Below are 18734 nucleotides of genomic sequence, written 5' to 3' on the forward strand. Positions count from 1 at the left end.
TTACATGCATGAGATTCGGCGCGCCTGCCGTCCAGCATCCGTCGCAAGTAGAGGAAACAATTTCGATGACCCCGACGATTTTCACCGGCGTGATTCCAGCCCTGATGACACCCTGCAAGGAAGACCGGAGCCCGGATTTCGATGCTCTGGTCCGAAAGGCGAAGGAACTCATCGAAACCGGTATGTCTGCAGTCGTCTATTGCGGCTCAATGGGCGACTGGCCGCTTTTGACCGACAGCCAGCGGATGGAAGGGGTGGAACGCCTCGTCGCGGCAGGCATTCCCGTTATCGTCGGCACCGGTGCGGTCAACACGGCCTCGGCCGTGGGGCTTGCGGCGCATGCCGCCAAAGTGGGTGCTGCCGGGCTCATGGTGATACCGCGCGTGCTGTCCCGCGGCAGCTCGGTTGCGGCCCAGCGCTATCACTTCAAAGCCATTCTCTCGGCGGCACCGAACACCCCTGCCGTCATCTACAACAGTCCCCATTATGGGTTTGAGACCCGCGCGGACCTGTTCTTCGAGCTGCGCAGTGCCCATCCCAATCTGATCGGTTTCAAGGAGTTTGGCGGCCCTGCCGCCATGACCTATGCCGCGGAGCACATCACCAGCCATGATGACGGGGTGGTCCTCATGGTGGGTGTGGACACCTGCGTCTTTCACGGCTTCGTGAAATGCGGCGCCGTAGGCGCGATCACCGGCATCGGCAATGTGCTGCCGAAGGAAACTCTGCATTTCGTGGCGCTGGCCAAGGCGGCGGCGGAAGGCGACATGGATGCCCGCCTGCGCGCGCGGGAATTGAGCGAAGCGATCGAAGTGCTCTCATTGTATGACGAAGGCACCGATCTCGTTCTTTATTACAAATATCTCATGGTGCTCGAGGGGAACCCCGAATACGCCCTGCACTTCAATCCGACAGACGAGCTTTCGCCTAGCCAGCGCGCGCATGCGGAGTCCCAGTTACGCCAGTTCAAAGCCTGGTATTCGGCATGGAGCCGCCAGCCCGGTGCAGTCGAGACTTACCGCGTATAACCTCGCCCGAGAACCGAGCCGGCTCGGAACTCATGCGCAGTCGATAAGCTGCAGCCTTCATTTGTGCATCCTAAAGATGCACGAGCTGCCGTAATTATCGACGTTGCCCTCCCCTCTCTGGGAGGGCATTGCCTTCCGAACAAGGCTCAGCTGATCGCGTCGAGACCCTGATCGTGCAGACGGTCGAGGAGGGCAACTTCTTCAGCCGACAGGGTTATGCCTTCCCTGGTCGCGCGGTCACGTGCCTGAAAACGCCTTTGGGAGGGGAGACGGGCGCCCTGCCCGACAATGGCTTCGAACAGGGTTTCCGCGCGGTCGAACGGGTTGCCCGGGCGACCGGCGGCAAAACGCTCGGGCGAGAAGGCGATAATCAGCTCGCCGTGTTTAGGAGCCAGGGCAGTGGTGCCAAGATAGTCGAGAGATTCGCGGCTGTTCATGTCGCCAATCATCGCCGCTGACAGAAGCTCGATCATGGTGCCGATGGCTGAACCTTTGTGCCCGCCGAAGGGCAGCATTGCGCCGGCCAGGGCTGCGTCAGGATCGGTGGTGGGTTGCCCGTCTGCGTCGATCGCCCAACCCTCCGGCAGGGGCTTGCCGGCACGGCGGTAAAGCTCGATCTCCCCTCGCGCCGCAACTGAAGTGGCAAAGTCGAAGACATAAGGGTGTCCGCCTGGACGGGGCCATCCGAAGGCAAAAGGATTGGTGCCCAGCAGCGCCTGGTTGCCCCCAGCCGGCGCGACGGTGGAATAGCTGGGGCACATGGCGATACAAGCCAATCCCTCGCTGGTTACGCCTTCCACCTCGGACCAGAGCGCAGAAAAATGAGTGCAGTCATTGATGACAAGCGCCGCCATGCCCAGCTTGCGGGCACGCTTCGCCAATTCGCCTAGGCCCAGGTCGAAGGCCGGATTGGCAAAGCCGCCATCCGCGTCGACACGCAGGATAGCCTCCCCCTCCCCCGCAAGCAGCCGAGGCTGCGCATCGGGACGGACCTTACCCGCTTTGAGGGTGCGCAGCGTTCCCTCGATGCGGTAAATCCCATGGGACTTGCAAGCATCGCGCTCGCCAGCGACAATCACCCGGGCAATCGAGGTGGCCTGCACCATGTTGAGCCCTGCTCTGCGGTAAATCGCTTCGACGCGGGCCAGCAGAGTTTCCACGGGGAAGGTCACAGCTTGGTTCATTGCACGCTCCTTGCCTCATAGTAGGCCCGCAATTCGGGCGCGGGCTCTGCATACTTGAAATATGCAGAAAGGGAAGGTGTTGAGGCCGGATTCGAACGAAGCCTGCCGGATCGTTCGCGCCGGTCGCGTCGCTAAGCGGCCGCCGGGAATCCCTGCACTATTCTGCTTCGGCTATTATCGCTTTCATGTGAACCCGGCCATATGGATTTGCGGTCCAGAGCTCTCCTGTTCTCCCCTCACCCCCTCTGCAGACGAAAAGCGGGTTTCCGGCAAAGGCCGGCGCGAGGCCACGATATGAGAACCGGCGCGGTGTGCTGCCGTCAGAGGCCGCGAGGTTGAGCAGCAGGGTTGCCTGAAGAGGACCGTGCACGACCAGGCCTTCATATCCTTCAACCTGGGTCGCGTAGGGTTGGTCGTAATGGATGCGGTGGCCGTTGAAGGTTATGGCCGAATATCGAAAGAGTAGCGTGGGCGTGGGATCAATCTCCCACCGTTGTGAGGCTTCATGCTCCAACGGGCCCTGTTCTTCCGCCTTCGTTGCGGACACGATGCTGGAAGCCTCGCGATAGACGATGTCGTGGCGCTCACGGATGGCGGGACCGCGCTCCGTCATATATTCGTGATCGACGGCGACGAACCAGAGCTCCCCGCTGCGCCCCCGTTTTCCTGTCACATCCGCAATGGTCGAAACCCGGCGGACCCGGTCGCCAATGTGCAGTGGACCGAGCGTTTCGACAGTCCCGCCCGCCCACATGCGGCGCGGTTGAGGCACCGGCGGCAAATCACGGTTTTTTGCAGGATGGCCATCGGGCCCAAGTTCGGCCATGGGCGCAATGGAAGGCGACAGGCACCAATGGATGCCCAAAGGGGCCGTACCGTCGGGAACTTGCGCAAGATGCGGCTCGAATATCGCGCGAAAGCTGGCCACCAGGCGCTCCGTCACGTAATCGACCGATTCACTCTGGCGCCCGATCCATTCTGCAAAGGGCTTGGCATCGTTCATCGCCTTATCAGCTCCTTAAAGCACAACAAGAACAAGGGTGGCGGGAGGGTAGAGATCGGCGCGACATGATTTGTCGGGTATCACGCTTCGCCGGTGAAAAGCCGCAGTGATCTGCGCAGATCTTCTGCAGCAAATCCCCGGCCGATGAAGGCCACCGAATTGTCCTCTCGTTCCGCTTCGTCGTCCCCGTCGGGAAGGATCTCCGGCTGCTGGACGACCCGGCGCACGGTCTGCAACAGTAGGCGGCCGGCCGGGGTTCGGATCACGCCTTTCACGCGCATCACATCCTCGCCCCGGGCATGAAGCAAGGCGCTCAGCCACAGGCTGAATACCGTCCAGTCCACGGAGTCCCAAAGGTCGAGCCGCATCGCGATGATGGGTGCATCTGCTTCGGGCGAGAAGTCGCCTAAGGGTTCCGGCGCCGTCCCGGTGAAATCCGGGAGCGAGGCGGGGTTGCCCATGATAGCGCCGGAGACGATGGCGCCGGGATTGATCTGTGCCAGCGTGGCGAGCAGGCGCTGGGTTTCGGGATGACCGGCCTCGTCCATCTTGGTGACGATCAGACGATCGGCGGTTTCGATCTGACGACGGGACAGGGGCTCCCGCTTCATCTGCGCCAGCCCATGGAGGGCATCCACCGTAACGACGATCTCGCTCACAACGATGTGGTGGATGAGAACCGGATCGCTACGCAGGGCATCGACGATTGGGCCGGGATCGGCAAGACCGCTTGTCTCCAGCACGATCTGCCTGGTGGAAGCGAGGCGCGTGCCGGCGCCCAGGCGTTCGTCGCAGAAGGCGCGGAGGAGCCTTATGAGTTCGTCCCTGCCGCTGCAGCAGGCGCAGCCACCGGCAAGCACCGAGAGCTTGGCGGCTTGTGCGAGAAGCACGTCGTCCACCGGCCGCTCGGCGGCCTCGTTGACGATGACGGCTGCATCACGCAGGAGCCCGCGATGCAGTTGATGGCGCAGCCATGTGGTCTTGCCGGAGCCGAGGAAGCCGCCGAGGATCGTAAGCCGAATGCGCCCGTCCGTCGAGGATTCCATCTACTGCGCGGTCTCGGGCCGGGTGAAGCGGGGATCAAGAGGATCGAGCGTCCGCCCACTCATACGTTCGACGACGGACCAGAGCTCCGCGAGATCGGCCACCATCTCGTGGTGGCCCGACAGCGTCGAAACCGTCATTCCCGGAACCATCCCGTCATCATGGACGGTCAACCCATAGGGCAAGAGGATCGCGCGCAGACGCTCGGCGCGGCGGAAACGCGCTCGGAGCCGGTCGGCGGGCGTTGCCGCGCCCGCCTCCGTCCAGTGGCCCGGCGCGGAAGGAAAACCGCAATTGGCGCACATGGCTTTTCTCCTCAAGCTCGGGCGGCGGGAAGGACGCCCTCCTGCAACATCAGATAACCGGCGGCCGCTCCTTGCCTTCAAAGGGATAGCGCTGACGGAAATCGTCGGCGATTTCCTCGAATGTCGCCCAGCGTACGCCGTCATGGCCGTTGATATGTTCGATCAGGCGCTCCAACATCAAAAGCACCTGTGGCCGGCCGGAGACGTCCGGGTGAATGGTGAAGCAGAAGGCCGCGTAATCCATCTCACGATAGACCCAATCGAACTGGTCGCGCCACATCTCCTCTATGTCGCGCGGATTGACGAAGCCGTGGCTGTTGGGCGACTTCTTCATGAACATCATCGGCGGCAAGTCATCCACATACCAATTGGCTCCAATCTCTACCAGATCGATTTCCTGACCATGCTCCATGGGCTTCATCCACTCTTCGGCCTTCTTGGAGTAGTCGATCGTGGTCCAGCTATCGCCAACGCGCGCATAGAAAGGCTGGAAGTCGCGATAGCCCTGGCTGTGATCGTATTTGAAGCCGTATTTCTTCAGCAGCGCCGCCGTGGAAGCCGACATTTCCCACCAGGGCGCCACATAGCCGCGAGGCCGCTTGCCGCTCAGCTTCTCGATAAGATCCACGGATTTGGCCAGGACGGCCTCCTCCTGGGTCGGCGTCATCGCGATCGGGTTTTCGTGCGTGTAGCCATGGGCGCCGATTTCATGCCCTTCGTCAACGATCTGCCGGCACTGATCGGGAAAGCTCTCCAGCGAGTGGCCGGGGATGAAGAAGCTGGTTCTAAGGTCGTATTTCTTGAAGAGCCGGAGGAGGCGCGGCACGCCGACTTCGCTCGCGAAGACGCCGCGCTGGATGTCCGACGGAGAATCGCCGCCTCCATAAGAGCCGATCCAGCCTGCCACGGAGTCGATATCCGTGCCGAATGCGCAAAAGATTTCTTTCTTCGCCACTTATAAATCTCCTCTTGCCAAGCCGGACTTTCTTACGCCTGCAGCCGGCGTGTGTTCCCGTTATCACCGCGCCACGCATTCCCAGGCTGGCGCGGCATTCCTGCCAAGGGCCGCTTTCAAAGAAAACGGCTCCCGATCCATGATGATCATAGTATCCAGTTTATGCAACAAGATTTGCGCGCCGAATTTTGAAAAAATTCCTGCCACAACAATAGCATAGACAAGGAATTGATGCTTCCTCGGGCATCAATCGGCCATCCTCTTGCATGGATTGTCCTGAGGCAGGCCAAGCCGTAGCTCGAGCCTGCCTCAAAAGTTCAAACGCCGATCGGCATATGCTTTGCCGAGCGCTCCACCGCACGCGGAGCGACGATCTCCTTCCAGGTTGAAAGGGCACGGCTGACGGCGGCAAAGGGCCGGCGCTCGACGAACCTACCGCGACCGGGCCGCGGTTCGTTGCTGCCTTCCTCGCCCCATACGACCTCGCCGCGTGAGAGCGTGTATCGCGGCATGCCGGTCACCTCGTAGCCCTCGAAGATATTGTAGTCGATGATGGATTTCTGAGCGGAAGCAGTGATCTTCTTCGATTTGGCTGGATCCCAGACGACGAGGTCGGCATCGGACCCAGTCAGGATTGCGCCCTTTTGCGGATAGATTTTCAGGATTTGTGCGATATTGGTGGAGGTGACGGCGACGAATTCGTTAGGCGTGAGCCGCCCCGTCTTCACGCCATAGGTCCACAGCAGCGACAACCGGTCCTCTAACCCGCCGGTGCCGTTCGGGATTTTCGTGAAGTCGTTGAGTCCCAGCCGCTTCTGTTCAGTGGTAAAGGCGCAGTGGTCCGTTGCCACGACCTGCAGCGAGCCCGCTGCGAGCCCAGCCCAGAGGCTGTCCTGATGGCTTTTATCGCGGAATGGCGGCGACATCACCCGCCGAGCCGCCTCGTCCCAGTCGGCTCTCTTGTACTCGGACTCGTCAAGCAGCAGGTGCTGGATGAGCGGCTCGCCATAGACGCGCATTCCCTTCTGGCGAGCGCGGCGGATCGCTTCGTGCGCCTGTTCACAGGAGACATGCACGATATAGACCGGCACGCCTGCGGCATCGGCGATCATGATGGCGCGGTTGGTGGCCTCGCCCTCGACCTCCGGCGGGCGGGAATAGGCATGAGCCTCCGGACCCGTGAGGCCTTCCTGCATATATTTCTGCTGCAGCGAGGCGACGATGTCGCCGTTTTCCGCATGCACGAGCGGGAGGGCGCCCAGGGCGGCGCAGCGCTGGAAGGAGGCGAACATCTCGTCGTCGTTCACCATCAGCGCGCCCTTATAGGCCATGAAATGCTTGAAGGTGTTGACACCGCGCTCGACCACCTTCGCCATGTCCTCGAAGATCTGCTCTGACCAGCCGGTCACGCACATATGCAGCGAGTAGTCGGACGAAGCCTGGCGCGCTGCCCTCTCCTGCCATTGATCGAAGGCGGCAAGCATTCCCGCCGGCCCGGGAATGACGAAATCCACAACCATCGTGGTGCCGCCGGAGAGAGCCGCGAAAGTGCCGGACTCCCAGGTCTCGGCAGTGGTCGTGCCCATAAAGGGCATTTCAAGATGCGTGTGAGGATCGATGCCGCCGGGAATGATATAGGCACCCTCGGCGTCTACAATCTTGTCGCCCTGCAGATCCCTGCCGATCTGGGCGATCTTTTCGCCTTCGATCAGGATATCGGCTTCATAGCTGCGATCGGCGGCGACGATCGTTCCACCCTTGATAACTGTTGTCATGGAGACTCCTCCTTTCACCTTCCCACCGTCCGGCGGGATATTTCGTTTTCAGGTTCCGATCACTGCGGCGGCGGCACAGCCCCTTTGCGCTCGACGATCAGGCGATAGGCGTCGGGCTCGCGATGGCGGGCGAAATCGAAGATGGTCTCCCGGTAGCGCTTGCCCATGTCGAGATCGCAGCGTGCGGTGATGATCTCGTCCTCGATCGTGCAGGCCATAGCGACGATCTCGCCGGAGGGCGCAACGATCACGCTCTGCCCCACCATTTTGGAGCCCTCCTCGGTGCCGCATTTGGCGGTGCCGATCACCCAGGTCGAATTCTGGTAGGCGCCCGCCTGCATGGAGAGATGATTGTGAAACTGGGTGAGTGAATCGATGTCGTCGTGACCGGTATGGTCATACGGCGTGTTGTAGCCCAGCATGACCATCTCCACTCCCTGCAAGCCCATGACCCGGTAGGTCTCCGGCCAGCGGCGGTCGTTGCAAATGCACATGCCCATTACGCCGTCGAAGGCGCGCCAGACACCGAAGCCGAGATCGCCGGGCTCGAAATAGCGTTTCTCGAGATGCTGGTGTTTCCTGCCGGGCTGCGGCTCTTTGTGCCCGGGCAGGTGCACCTTGCGGTACTTGCCGACGATCCGGCCGCTGCGGTCCACAAGGATAGAGGTGTTGAAGCGCCGCTTCCTGCCGCCCTCCTCCGCCAGCTCGGCATAACCGAGATAGAAGCCGATCTCCAAGCGCTTCGCCTCATCGAAGAGCGGCTGGGTTTCGGGCCCTGGCATCTCCTTCTCGTAGAAGCTGTCGAGCTCAGCTTCGTCCTCGATCACCCAGCGGGGAAAGAAGGTGGTGAGCGCGAGTTCGGTAAAGACGACAAGGTCGGAACCGCGGGCCTTCGCCTCGCGCATGAGCGCGATCAGGCGCCGGACCGTATCCTTGCGCGTTTCGGACCGGCTGATGGGCCCCATCTGCGCGGCGGCTGCATTGACGATGCGTGTCATCTCGTCCTCCTCGATAAACCGGGTCTTCTCAACCCCGTTTGCCGCCCCTTGCCCATTGAAACGGTATTTTCGCCTGCAGGGAAGCGGTAGATTTCGGTGTGGTCGGCGCCCCGGTCAGACTAGACCGAGGCCGCCGACCACAGGGCAGCCGCCTGCTCGGCCCCTGAGGCGGGCCTGCCCAACCGACGCGCGAGGTCCGCCGCGGTTCGCACGTCTTTGCCATGAGCGCCATCGAGACTCCCGAGCCCAGTCTTCCGGAAACACGAGCGGCATGAGCAGTCTGGCCATGCCCCCGCGCCCGCGCTCCTCCGGCCTGGGTTCGTTCGATCACTTCTTCAGCTCCATGGCTCGATCCGATCGCATGACCGCCGGCAAGGGTTCGAAGAAGCGGTTGACGAGCCGCTCCACCTCCAGGCCGATCCCAAGCAGCCTCTCGTCCTGGCCATGGCGTGCCGAGATCATGATGCTCGTCGGCAAGCCGGCGGCGTCGCGTCCGCTCGGCAATGCAAGGCAGCATTCCCGCAGGAGGTTGCCCATCGTGGTGTTTCGCAGGGCGCGCAGATTGACATCATGGAAGAGCTTTTCGTCTACCTCCAGGGGCGCGACCTCCGGGGCGGTGATCGCAGTGGTGGGCAGAGCGAGGAAGGCGTCTCCCACATCCCGCTGCAATTCCGCAATTGCGGCTTCTCTCCCGCTCTGGATACACAGCAGGTCATGGGCCGACATGGACTTGCCCTGCATGATGCGGTGGACCACGCGTCGGTCGACCGCCCTACCCTGCTCGCTTTCGACGATATCGCGGAATTCGCAATAGGCTTCGGCGCTGGTAAGCGTCCCGTGTGCGGCCGTCATCTCCACCAGCCTGTCGAGCGCGGCTAGTTTTCTACGCTCGACTTTCGCGCCAGCGCGCTCAAACTCCTCGAGAACGCGCTCGAAATTGTCCAGTACCGCCGACTCGCATTCCGCCAGCACCACATTTGTAGGGGCGACGAATTGCACTCCGGCGAGTTCCTGCCTCCGCACGCCGGTGCTGACGGCGCCGCGCAGGAGCATATCGAGATGGACGCAGTCGGCGACGGTGCGGGCGAGAGGCCCGATCGTATCGAGCGTGCGTGAGAGCGCAAGCATGCCTGTCTTGTCGATGCGGCCCTCGCTCGTTTTGAAGCCGGTCACCCCATTGAAGGCTGCCGGAAGCCGCACGGAGCCTCCTGTATCCGAGCCTACCGCACAAGGGACGAGCCGCGCGGCGACCGCAGTGCCGGCACCGGACGAGGAACCGCCGGGTGCGCGATGAGTGCTGCGATCGTTCGGGTTTACCGGCGTTCCGAAATGCGGGTTGAGGCCGAGCCCGGAATAGGCGAATTCGGTCAGGTTGAGCTTGCCTATGGAGACCATGCCGGCGCGTGCTGCGTTCGCGACGCATGTATGGTCGGCTGTTTTAGGCGGCGTCTCCTTGAAGAGAAGAGAGCCTCCGGTTGTTGGCGCACCTGCGACGTCGATCAAGTCCTTCCAGGCGATAGGCACGCCATCAAGTGCTGAAAGCGGGCGACCTTCGCGGTAACGGACGCGGGCGTCCTCGGCCTCCCTGCGCGCTCGTTCGGCGGTGACCGTGATGAAGGTGTTGTCCCCCCGTGCCCTCTCGATCCTCTCTAGAAGGCATTCCGTCACGACGACCGGGTCTGCCTCCCCGTTACGAAAGGCCAGGCCGATCTCCGTGGCCGAGCGGCTTGCGATTTCCTCGATTTGTGCCAAAGCTTTGCTCCTGCTCGATTTTGACAAGCGCCGGCCGAACCCAGTCTAATCTTCGTCTCAGCGGCAACGCCTCGAAGCTTTTCCGCTCGCCCGGAAGGACTGCGAAGACAAAATCCACCCCTCCGGTAAACGGGTAATCCCCATGCCGTTTTGCGTCTCGACCGGGCCTCACGGCGTCTTCAGGCAAATCATCAACCCTCCGACGTGCAGTGCACCGTCGGCCCGTTCTGCCGGTTCGGCCGATCATTTCGGTTGGCTAGCTGCTCCTGCCGTGGCTCCTCCCTTTCGCCCTGCCCGCCGATCAGTGTCCCGATCCTGCATAGGGGTCTTTCGTCCCCTCGGTATCGGCCTTGGACAGGACATGCACATGCTCCGGTTTCCAGCGGGCGACCACCGGGACGCCGTGATCCACCGGTTCCGCGAAAAATTCATGGTCGGGCATGTTTGCGACGAAGGTCTCGCCACCGTCGAGCACTATGCTGACCTTCACGAAGCTGCCCTGGTATTCCGTGGAATCGACCACACCCGTTACCGCGTCAGCCTGCTGCGCGCCCTTGCCGTTTTGCGGCTTGCTGATGCTGATGCGGTCGCGGCGCATGGATATCGATACGGGTTCGCCCAGCTTCGGCGCAGCACCCGTAAGAGGCGCATTGAAGATCTCGCCCTTTTCGCTTTTCAGCACCATGCCGGTGGGCGAGATGCTCTCCACCCTCCCCGTCAACACGTTTTGGCCGCCCATGAAGCGCGCCACATAGGGCGTCGCGGGCCGGTTGTAGATTTCGTTGGCGCTCGCTGCCTGCTCTATGCGGCCCGTATCCATCACAACCACCATGTCGGCGAGCGCGATCGCCTCAGGCTGGGTATGGGTTACATGCACGAAGGTAATGCCGAGTTCGTCTTGCAAGTTCTTCAGTTCCCCGCGCATGCGCAAGCGCAGGAACTCGTCCAGCGCGGAGAGCGGCTCGTCCAGGAGCAGCACCTTCGGATTGGTGATGAGGGAGCGAGCAAGCGCGACGCGTTGCTGTTGGCCGCCGGAAAGCTGCGCCGGCATCCGATTGGCCAGATGCGAGAGCTGCACGCGCTCCAGCATCTCGCGGGCGCGCGTCCGGCGCTCCTCCTTCCCCACGCCGCGCATCTTCAGATAGAAGGCGACATTGTCGAGCACGGATAGATGCGGGAACAGCGCGTAGCTCTGAAACATCATCGCCGTGCCGCGCTCCACCGGCGTCTTTCCGACCACCATATCGTCGCCGATATAGATCTCGCCGGTGGTGGGGGTCTCATGGCCTGCGATCATCCGCAGAATGGTCGTCTTGCCGCAGCCGGAGGGGCCGAGAAGGCAGCAATAGGACCCGTGCGGGATCGTGAGATTGATATCCTTGACCGCATCCATGTCGCCAAAGGATTTCGTCAGGTTGACCAGGCGGATCTCGCCGGCTCCCTTTGTATGGACGGAATGGGCAGGTGAGATGGAGGTGGGCGCGTAATTCATGATGATCCGGAACGCCTGCGTTGAATGAGGAGGATCGACCCGAGTGCGAGCGCGATCACGATGAAGGACACGATGGTGGTCACCGTGCCCAGCGCATAGAGTGCTGGTGACGTGACATTGGTCGTCATCGTCCAGATTTCGAGCGGCAGCGTGTTCAATGTGCCGACGGTGAGCCAGCTTCGCGGGAACTCGTCATAGGACAGCGTGAAGCCGAACAGCGCAACGGCGATGATCCCCGGGAAGACGATGGGCAGCACCACGTCTTTGACCGTCTGCCAGCGTGTGGCGCCAAGATCGTAGGAAGCTTCCTCGTAAGAGGGGCTGAGCCGACCGAGCACGGCAAACATGATGAGCAGGCCGAAGGGCAGCGTCCACGACAGATGCGCGCCGAGCGCTGTCGTGTACCAGTTCGCCGAAAGCCCGAGGAAGCGTGCGGTCACCAGGATCCCGATGGACAATACGAGACCGGGAATGATGAGGCTTGCGATCGCCATGTAGAAGACGAGCGTTGCGCCTCGGAAACGGTGGCGGAATGCGAAACCGGCCGTCACCGCGATGACCACAGTGAGAAGCATGGTGATCAGCGCCAGCGGCAAGGAACGCCGGAATGCGCCGGGCACGTCACCCACGCGCCGCGGATTGAAGAGCTCGTCGAACCACATCAGCGATGGGTCGCGCAGCGGGAAGTTGAGCGCGGCCGAAGGGCCTTGGAACGACAGGATCAGCACGCTGATCATCGGACCGTAAAGGAAGATGACGAAAAGCGTGAAAAGCGTGGCCAGGACGTAGAAGGTCCAGGGTCTCTTTCCGTAGGAAGGGAGGGCCATGGCGGCTTACCTCACGAGTTCCTTACGCACATCGACGAGCCGGAAGATGGCCACGGCGATGAGCAGGACGACAATGAGAAGGATAACGGCATTGGCGGCGGCCCGCGGGTAGTTCAGAAACTGCAGGTCGTTGAACATGCCGGACGTCACGGAGCCCGACAGACCTCCGCTCATCACGGTCACAACCGAGAAGTCTCCCATCACCAGCGTGACCACGAACAGCGAGCCGAGCGCGATGCCGGTCTTGCTCAGGGGCAATACCACGTTCCACACCACGCCCCAGCGCGAGGCGCCCCCGTCAACCGCGGCCTCGAGCAGCGATTTGTCGATGCGCGCCATGGAATTGAAAATCGGCACGATCATGAACAGCGTGTAGAGGTGCACATAGGCCACAATCACCGAGAAGTCGGAATAGAGCAGCCAATCCAACGGCTGGGCGGTGACACCCATTCCCTGCAGCGCCTGATTGATCAGCCCCTCGCGGCCGAGCACCGGACGCCAGGATATCATTCGGATGATGTTGGACGTCCAGAACGGCACGGTGCAGATGAGAAACAGCGCGATCGCCGTCATCAGGTTGCGCACATGGAAGACGAGGAAATAGGAAATCCAGAAGCCGAGCACGAAGGTGATGGCGAGCACGATGATCGTGAACTTGAATGTCGAGAGGTAAAGCGACCAGTTCGTCGGATTGGTCAGGATGTCGACATAGTTCTTGAAGGTGAAGTCCGGTACCAGCCCGACGAGCATCTGGTAGCGGAAGAAGCTCACCACGACCACCAGGGCCACCGGAATTGCGAAAAAGAGCAGGAGAACGAGCGTGAGCGGCGCTACCTGCAGGTAGGGCGCCCACGCTTTCCTGCCGGAGCTGTCCGCGGTCATCTTCATCCGGGATGCCGGGAGGGTGGCCGCAGACACCCTCCCCTCCTTCAAAGCGGGCGCGCTCATGCTGCGCTGAACTCGTTCCACTTGGCGTAAAGGAACTCGGCCTCGTCCATGAGGTTGTTCCAGACCGCCACCTTCGAGAAACGCTCCTCATACGAACCGCCGTCGCGCACATCGCCGGCGGAGTTCGTCTTCTCGCCGGTCGGGCTGGTGATGTCGGCGGTGGCGGGCTTGCCCTCGTAGAAGAAGCCCCGTTCGTTCTCGTCGAGGTTCTCCATGGCTGTCTTGGGATTGGAGCTGTAATAACCCTGCTTCGCGATGAAGCCGCCGACCCAGCCGCTATTATACCAGGTGAGATATTCGTAAGCGGCGTCGCGCTTGGCTCCTTCCAGATGGCGCATGAGGGCGAGCCCGTTGCCCCAGCCGCGATAGCCTTCCTTGAGTGGTTGGTAGACGCATTTGATCCCCTGCGTCTGCACGGCTGTGACGGCGGGTGACCACATGGACTGGATAACCACCTCGCCCGAAGCCATGAGGTTCACGGATTCGTCGAACGTGTTCCATAGTGCCCGCCAATGGCCGGCCCTCTTCAGCTCGATCAGCTTGGCGATGGTGGCCTGGATCTCGTCCTGGGTCGGGTTCCCCTTATCGCCATAGGTGAGCTCGCCCATGGCTTCCAACGCCATCATGGCGTCCATGATCCCGTTGGTGGGAATGTTTTGGATCGCCGCCTTGCCCTTGAAGTCCGGAGACAAGAGGTCGGCCCAGGTCGTGACTTCGCGTCCGACAAGATCGGGCCTGATCCCAAGCGTGTCCGCATTGTAGACGCCGGGCACGAAAGTGGCGATCTCGGTCGGCGCGGAGGCGAAGCTCGTAGCGTCTGCGGATTCCAGATACATGAACTCGATCGGCGCATCGCCTTGCCGGGAGACTTCCTTGCCGGCGAACTTGCCCTCGGTGTAGAGCGGCGTCAGCTCGCCCCAGTTCTTTATCTTCGCGATCTCGATGCCCTGCAGCGCGCCTTGGGGCACCGCCACCTTGCTCTGCCAGATTTCCATGTCGGCAATATCGATCGACTGCGGGTCGTTGACGATGCGATTGATCAGACCCGGATGATCGGTGACCGACATGTTCACCGTAAAGCCGAGATCCTCCGACGCCTTGCGGCCGATATCGGCCAGCGTCGAATAGGACATGCCGGTATGGGTAAGAACGATATCCTTGATGTTCTGCGCCCAGACCGTTGGAAATCCGGTTATGAGCGTCGAGCCGGCGACTGCTGCGCCGCCCTTTAGCACCGAGCGGCGGGTGACGCCGGTACCTGCTTTCGAGTTCCTCTTACGCGCTGACCTTTTCATGACAGTCTCCCATTGTTTCAAAGCCCTTTCGGGCGAGTTCACCAGCTGTGCAGACGATGGTTCCCCTTTTTGTTATGGCCATCGCCGGCAGGCCGATTGAGCAGCCGGTTCACATGAGCATTCCTCCGGAAGGCGGAGAGGTAGAGGCGGAATGTGCAGCAAGGACGTTCATATCGCTGCCCCCTGCCCCGCGTTTCTCATGCGGGAACGCAGGTGCCGAGTAGCCTCGGCGTCGAGCGCCCACCCGTAGCCGTCCTCCGTTTCCCGGAGAACGACGCCATAGTCATCGCGGGCGTGGTAGGACGAGATAAAGCCGTCGAGGACGTCGTCCAGCACATGTTCGGGATCGCGGTCCAATGGGTCGCCATAGCCACCTCCGGCAGGCGAATAGTAGGACACCACGTCGCCAACCTCCATACGGATTCCGGAAAATTTTGACGGCTCGTAACGCACCCTGCCGGTGTGGATGTTGCGGATTTCCACCTTGCCGCCGGCGCCCGGTTTGCCGCCGAAAATGCCCCAAGGCACGTCGTCGTGGCGGTCGGACTCGTGCGTCATGAAGCCGGGGGTGAGATAGCGCTGGGATTTCACCACGCCCGCGCCGCCACGGAACTTTCCCGCGCCTGGAGGAACGTCGTCTCGCACCTCGTATCGATCGCAGATGAGCGGCAGATGCATGCCGAGATCCTCGAGCGGGTTGTTGCGCGTGTTGCGCATCAGCTCCTCGATCGTATCCGGCCCATCGGAGAAAGGCCGACCGCCCATGGCCGCCTCGTTGACCTCCAGGAACACCCAATAGTCGCCATTCTCGCGCACGCCGGAATAGGAGGCAAAGGAGAGCACAGCCGCGTTACCGGCCGTGCATTTGTCCGGCAGGACCGGTGCGAGCGCCTTTATGATCAGGTCCACCACCCGCTGGATCTGGCTGAAGCGCGCCTCTGCAGAAGCGGGCGCAACGGGGTTGAAGATGGAGCCGAGGGGCGCCGTGACCTTCACCGGGCGAAACGAACCTTCGTTCTGAGGGATATATTCGGAATGGGTGTAGGTATCGAGAAGGAGCGCGCGGAAGGCGAAATAACAGGCGACCTTGGTGGACCCGTCAAAGGGTACGTTGAAGGCGGTAGGCACCTGCGGTGAAGAGCCGGTCAGGTCTACTTCCACCTCGTCGCCGCGCACCCGCACGGTGACCTTCACCGGCAGGTGGACGCCGCGGGAGCGGCCGTCATCATCGAGAAAACCTTCAGCCACGTAATCGCCGTCCGGAATCCTGGCGATCTCGCTGCGCAGCATCCGCTCCGTATAGTCCATGAGCTGGCGCGTCGCCTGGATGACCGTTTCCTTGCCATAGGTGGCCATCAGCTCCTGAAAGCGCTGTACGCCGAGTTCTGCCGAGGCGATCTGCGCTTCAAGGTCGCCCATCACCAAGCCGGGTACGCGCGTGTTGTCGCGGATATATCTCCAGAGCGCCTCGTTGCGCCTGCCCTCTTCGTAGAGCTTGATGCCATTGAAGAGCATGCCCTCGGCGAAAACGTCCGGAATGTCGATCACGAGGCCGGGCGTTGCCGCCCCGATATCCACGTGATGCGCCGTGTTGGCGGAGAAGCCTATGAGATCGCCTTCGAAGAAGACGGGCATCACGATGGCCATGTCGGGCGAGTGGCTGGCACCGTAATAGGGATGGTTGTGGATGACGCAGTCGCCCGGCTTCCAGGCATCGAGAGGAACGGATTTCCCGATGCCGCGCAGATAACCGGGCAGCGAACCGATATGCATGGGTGTGGAATCACTCTCGCAGAGCGTATTGAAGTCCCGGTCGAACAGGCCTGCCCCCAGATCCTGGCTCTCGCGGATAATGGAGGAATAGCTCATCCGGTAGAGCACATTCCCCATTTGCTCGGCGATGGAATGGAGCGCGCCGCCGATGACCTGGAGTGTGATCGGATCGACTTCCCTCGTCATGCTTCCGCTCCATGGCGGCCGATCAGAATATCGCCGAAGCGCATCACCTCGGCCACGTAATGCGGTGGGATGAGCGTGGTGGAATTGTGCTGGATGACGATTGCGGGACCGAAAATGCGGTCGCCCGCGAAAAGGCGGTCGCGATGGTAGCGGGGCGTGTCGAGTGATCGCCCGTCGTCAAAGACGGTTCTGCGTGTGTAAAGGACGGCGCCCGGCGGGTTTTCCCTGTCCCCGCGTTCCAATTCCGGCAGGCGTAGCGTGTCCACCGCTGCGCTCGCTACAAGCCTGAGCGTGACTAGCTCCGCAGGCTGATCGCGAAACGCGTGGCCGTAGACCTTCTTGTGCTCGTGATAGAAGCTGTCGATGAGCTCAGAGACATTTTCCCGCGTCAGCGGGCCATCGGGCATTTTCGCCCTCAGTTCGAAGCCCTGGCCGACATAGCGGCACTCGGCCACACGGTGAAAACGGCGCGCATTCTGCGGCACGCCATCCGAATCGAACTGCCGGTTCGCCTCGGCAATCAACCTCTCCAAAGCGCCATTGATGCTTCTGTATTCGGCATCCGATGCCGTGTTGAGCACAAACAACAGGGAATGGGTGGATTCGTATCGCAGATCCGTCACCAACAGACCGCTCGCTGCCGTGATCCCGGGTTGGACGGGTGAGATGACGTCCTTGGCGTGGATTGCCTCCGCAAGCGAGACCGCGTGCAACGGGCCGGCCCCGCCAAACCCCATCAGGCTGAAATTGCGCGGATCGATGCCTTTGGCGACGGAGTTCGCGTTGATCGCGAGCGCCATGTTGTTGTTGACGATCTTGAGGATGCCGAGCGCAGCCTCCTCGACCGACAGGCCAAGCCGGTCGGCGATGTGGGTCTTGATCGCTTTCCTGGACAGGGATGCGTCGATCTCGATATCGCCACCCAGGAATTGCTCCGGATCGAGCCGGCCAAGCACCACCTGAGCGTCCGTAACGGTAGGTTCCGTGCCGCCCATCCCGTAGCAGGCAGGGCCAGGAACGGCTCCCGCCGAGCGCGGACCGACCCGAAACGCGCCGCCCCGGTCGACATAGGCGATCGAGCCGCCGCCCGCGCCGATGGCGTCGATGTCAATCATCGGCACGAGCACCGGCAGCAGGCCAACTTCGGTGTCGCGCGGATTTTTAATGCGCAGCTCGCCGCCTTGGATGACACTTATATCAGCCGAGGTACCGCCGATATCGATGGTGATGATGTTTTCCTTGCCGCAATTCTCGCCCGTCCAGCGGCCGCCCATGACCCCGCCCGCAGGGCCGGAGAGCAGTAGCCCGATCGGCAACTCGCTCGATTTCTCAACGGTCGAAATGCCACCGTTCGACTGCATGATGCGGATGTGCGCGCCCAGGCCAATCTCGCGCAATCGCCCTTCCAACTTCCTGAGATAGGCAGAGGTTTGTGGCCCGATATAAGCGTTCATTGCCGTGGAGGAGAAGCGCTCGTATTCGCGGATCGTGTTGACCACCTCGCTTGAGCAGCAGACGAAGGCATCCGGCAAGACGGAGCAGACGATCTCCTTGGCGCGCAATTCGTGCTCATTGTTGAGAAATGAGAAGAGGAAGCCGATGATGATGGCATCCATGCCGCGCTTGGCGAAGAGTTCGGCTGCCTGTTTTACCTCGTCCTCGGAAAGAGGCACCGCCACCTCGCCGGTGGGCGGCATGATGCGCTCTGTCACCGGCAGGCGGTCGCGCCGGCGTATGAGAGGTTTGGACTGCCAGGGCACGTCGAATTGCAGCGAAAAATTGTGCGGACGTTTATGCCGGGCCATGTGTAGGATATCGCGGAAGCCGCGCGTGGTGATCATGCCCACCCTCGCGCCGGTGCGCTCGATCACCATGTTGGTGGCGACCGTCGTGCCGTGATAGACGGCGTCGATATCCTCCGGTCGGGCGCCGGCGAGTTGGCACACCTTGAGAATGCCCTGCACTACGCCTGCGGACTGATCTTTCGGCGTGCTGGGGACCTTGGTGACGACGACGTCCGGACCGGTACCTGGGCGCACGCGCTCAAGAATGATGTCTGTGAAGGTTCCGCCGACGTCTACACCAACTCTGATCATGCTCACCCCTCAGCAGTCGGTTTAAGGCCTATGCGAGGAGGGCACTTCGTTGGTCAGGATCTCGCGCGTTCTG

15 protein-coding genes are annotated in these 18734 nt (G+C 61.7%); 1 reads left to right on the forward strand and 14 read right to left on the reverse strand.

Annotated elements, in window-relative coordinates; all coding sequences use genetic code 11:
- Positions 1 to 65: 65 nt before the first annotated feature.
- Positions 66 to 1028 carry a dihydrodipicolinate synthase family protein gene (locus CHEJ32_RS0110420; RefSeq protein ID WP_028033832.1) on the forward strand — a complete coding sequence of 321 codons (963 nt, stop codon included), beginning with the start codon at positions 66 to 68 and terminating at the stop codon, positions 1026 to 1028.
- Between the two features lie 146 nt (positions 1029 to 1174).
- On the opposite strand, the gene CHEJ32_RS0110425 is transcribed toward CHEJ32_RS0110420, so the two are convergent.
- The 14 genes from CHEJ32_RS0110425 to CHEJ32_RS0110490 all read right to left on the reverse strand — a co-directional run bounded on the left by CHEJ32_RS0110425 (position 1175) and on the right by CHEJ32_RS0110490 (position 18661).
- Entirely contained in the window at positions 1175 to 2212 is a 1038-nt protein-coding gene (locus CHEJ32_RS0110425; protein ID WP_028033833.1) for an Ldh family oxidoreductase, read from the reverse strand.
- Between the two features lie 157 nt (positions 2213 to 2369).
- Complete coding sequence (locus tag CHEJ32_RS0110430; protein WP_028033834.1) at positions 2370 to 3215, reverse strand: MaoC family dehydratase N-terminal domain-containing protein; 846 nt, start codon at positions 3213 to 3215, stop codon at positions 2370 to 2372.
- 80 nt (positions 3216 to 3295) lie between these two features.
- Positions 3296 to 4261, reverse strand: coding sequence for a GTP-binding protein (locus CHEJ32_RS0110435; RefSeq protein WP_034658191.1), 966 nt, complete (start codon positions 4259 to 4261; stop codon positions 3296 to 3298).
- Positions 4262 to 4564, reverse strand: a complete 303-nt coding sequence (locus CHEJ32_RS0110440) for a hypothetical protein (protein ID WP_028033836.1) — start codon at positions 4562 to 4564, stop codon at positions 4262 to 4264. It lies immediately after the preceding gene.
- Between the two features lie 49 nt (positions 4565 to 4613).
- Positions 4614 to 5519, reverse strand: a complete 906-nt coding sequence (locus CHEJ32_RS0110445) for a polysaccharide deacetylase (protein ID WP_028033837.1) — start codon at positions 5517 to 5519, stop codon at positions 4614 to 4616.
- A 317-nt stretch (positions 5520 to 5836) separates the two neighbouring features.
- Complete coding sequence (gene hydA / locus CHEJ32_RS0110450) at positions 5837 to 7294, reverse strand: dihydropyrimidinase (RefSeq protein ID WP_028033838.1); 1458 nt, start codon at positions 7292 to 7294, stop codon at positions 5837 to 5839.
- A 59-nt stretch (positions 7295 to 7353) separates the two neighbouring features.
- Entirely contained in the window at positions 7354 to 8292 is a 939-nt protein-coding gene (locus CHEJ32_RS0110455) for an N-carbamoyl-D-amino-acid hydrolase (RefSeq protein WP_028033839.1), read from the reverse strand.
- Between the two features lie 327 nt (positions 8293 to 8619).
- On the reverse strand, positions 8620 to 10044 hold the full coding sequence (locus CHEJ32_RS24375; RefSeq protein WP_051469584.1) for an amidase family protein: 1425 nt from the start codon (positions 10042 to 10044) through the stop codon (positions 8620 to 8622).
- A gap of 301 nt (positions 10045 to 10345) precedes the next feature.
- On the reverse strand, positions 10346 to 11536 hold the full coding sequence (locus tag CHEJ32_RS0110465) for an ABC transporter ATP-binding protein (RefSeq protein ID WP_051469585.1): 1191 nt from the start codon (positions 11534 to 11536) through the stop codon (positions 10346 to 10348).
- On the reverse strand, positions 11533 to 12363 hold the full coding sequence (locus CHEJ32_RS0110470) for an ABC transporter permease (RefSeq protein ID WP_028033841.1): 831 nt from the start codon (positions 12361 to 12363) through the stop codon (positions 11533 to 11535). The genes CHEJ32_RS0110465 and CHEJ32_RS0110470 overlap by 4 nt, the downstream gene beginning before the upstream one ends.
- A gap of 6 nt (positions 12364 to 12369) precedes the next feature.
- Positions 12370 to 13251 (reverse strand): ABC transporter permease, encoded by an 882-nt coding sequence (locus tag CHEJ32_RS0110475; RefSeq protein WP_156936677.1) that lies wholly within the window; start codon positions 13249 to 13251, stop codon positions 12370 to 12372.
- 56 nt (positions 13252 to 13307) lie between these two features.
- Positions 13308 to 14606 carry a PotD/PotF family extracellular solute-binding protein gene (locus CHEJ32_RS0110480; RefSeq protein WP_028033843.1) on the reverse strand — a complete coding sequence of 433 codons (1299 nt, stop codon included), beginning with the start codon at positions 14604 to 14606 and terminating at the stop codon, positions 13308 to 13310.
- Between the two features lie 168 nt (positions 14607 to 14774).
- Positions 14775 to 16565, reverse strand: coding sequence for a hydantoinase B/oxoprolinase family protein (locus CHEJ32_RS0110485; RefSeq protein WP_028033844.1), 1791 nt, complete (start codon positions 16563 to 16565; stop codon positions 14775 to 14777).
- On the reverse strand, positions 16562 to 18661 hold the full coding sequence (locus CHEJ32_RS0110490; protein ID WP_028033845.1) for a hydantoinase/oxoprolinase family protein: 2100 nt from the start codon (positions 18659 to 18661) through the stop codon (positions 16562 to 16564). The genes CHEJ32_RS0110485 and CHEJ32_RS0110490 overlap by 4 nt, the downstream gene beginning before the upstream one ends.
- Positions 18662 to 18734 lie beyond the last annotated feature (73 nt).

It is taken from the genome of Chelativorans sp. J32, from assembly GCF_000518985.1.
Taxonomy (GTDB): Bacteria; Pseudomonadota; Alphaproteobacteria; order Rhizobiales; family Rhizobiaceae; genus Chelativorans.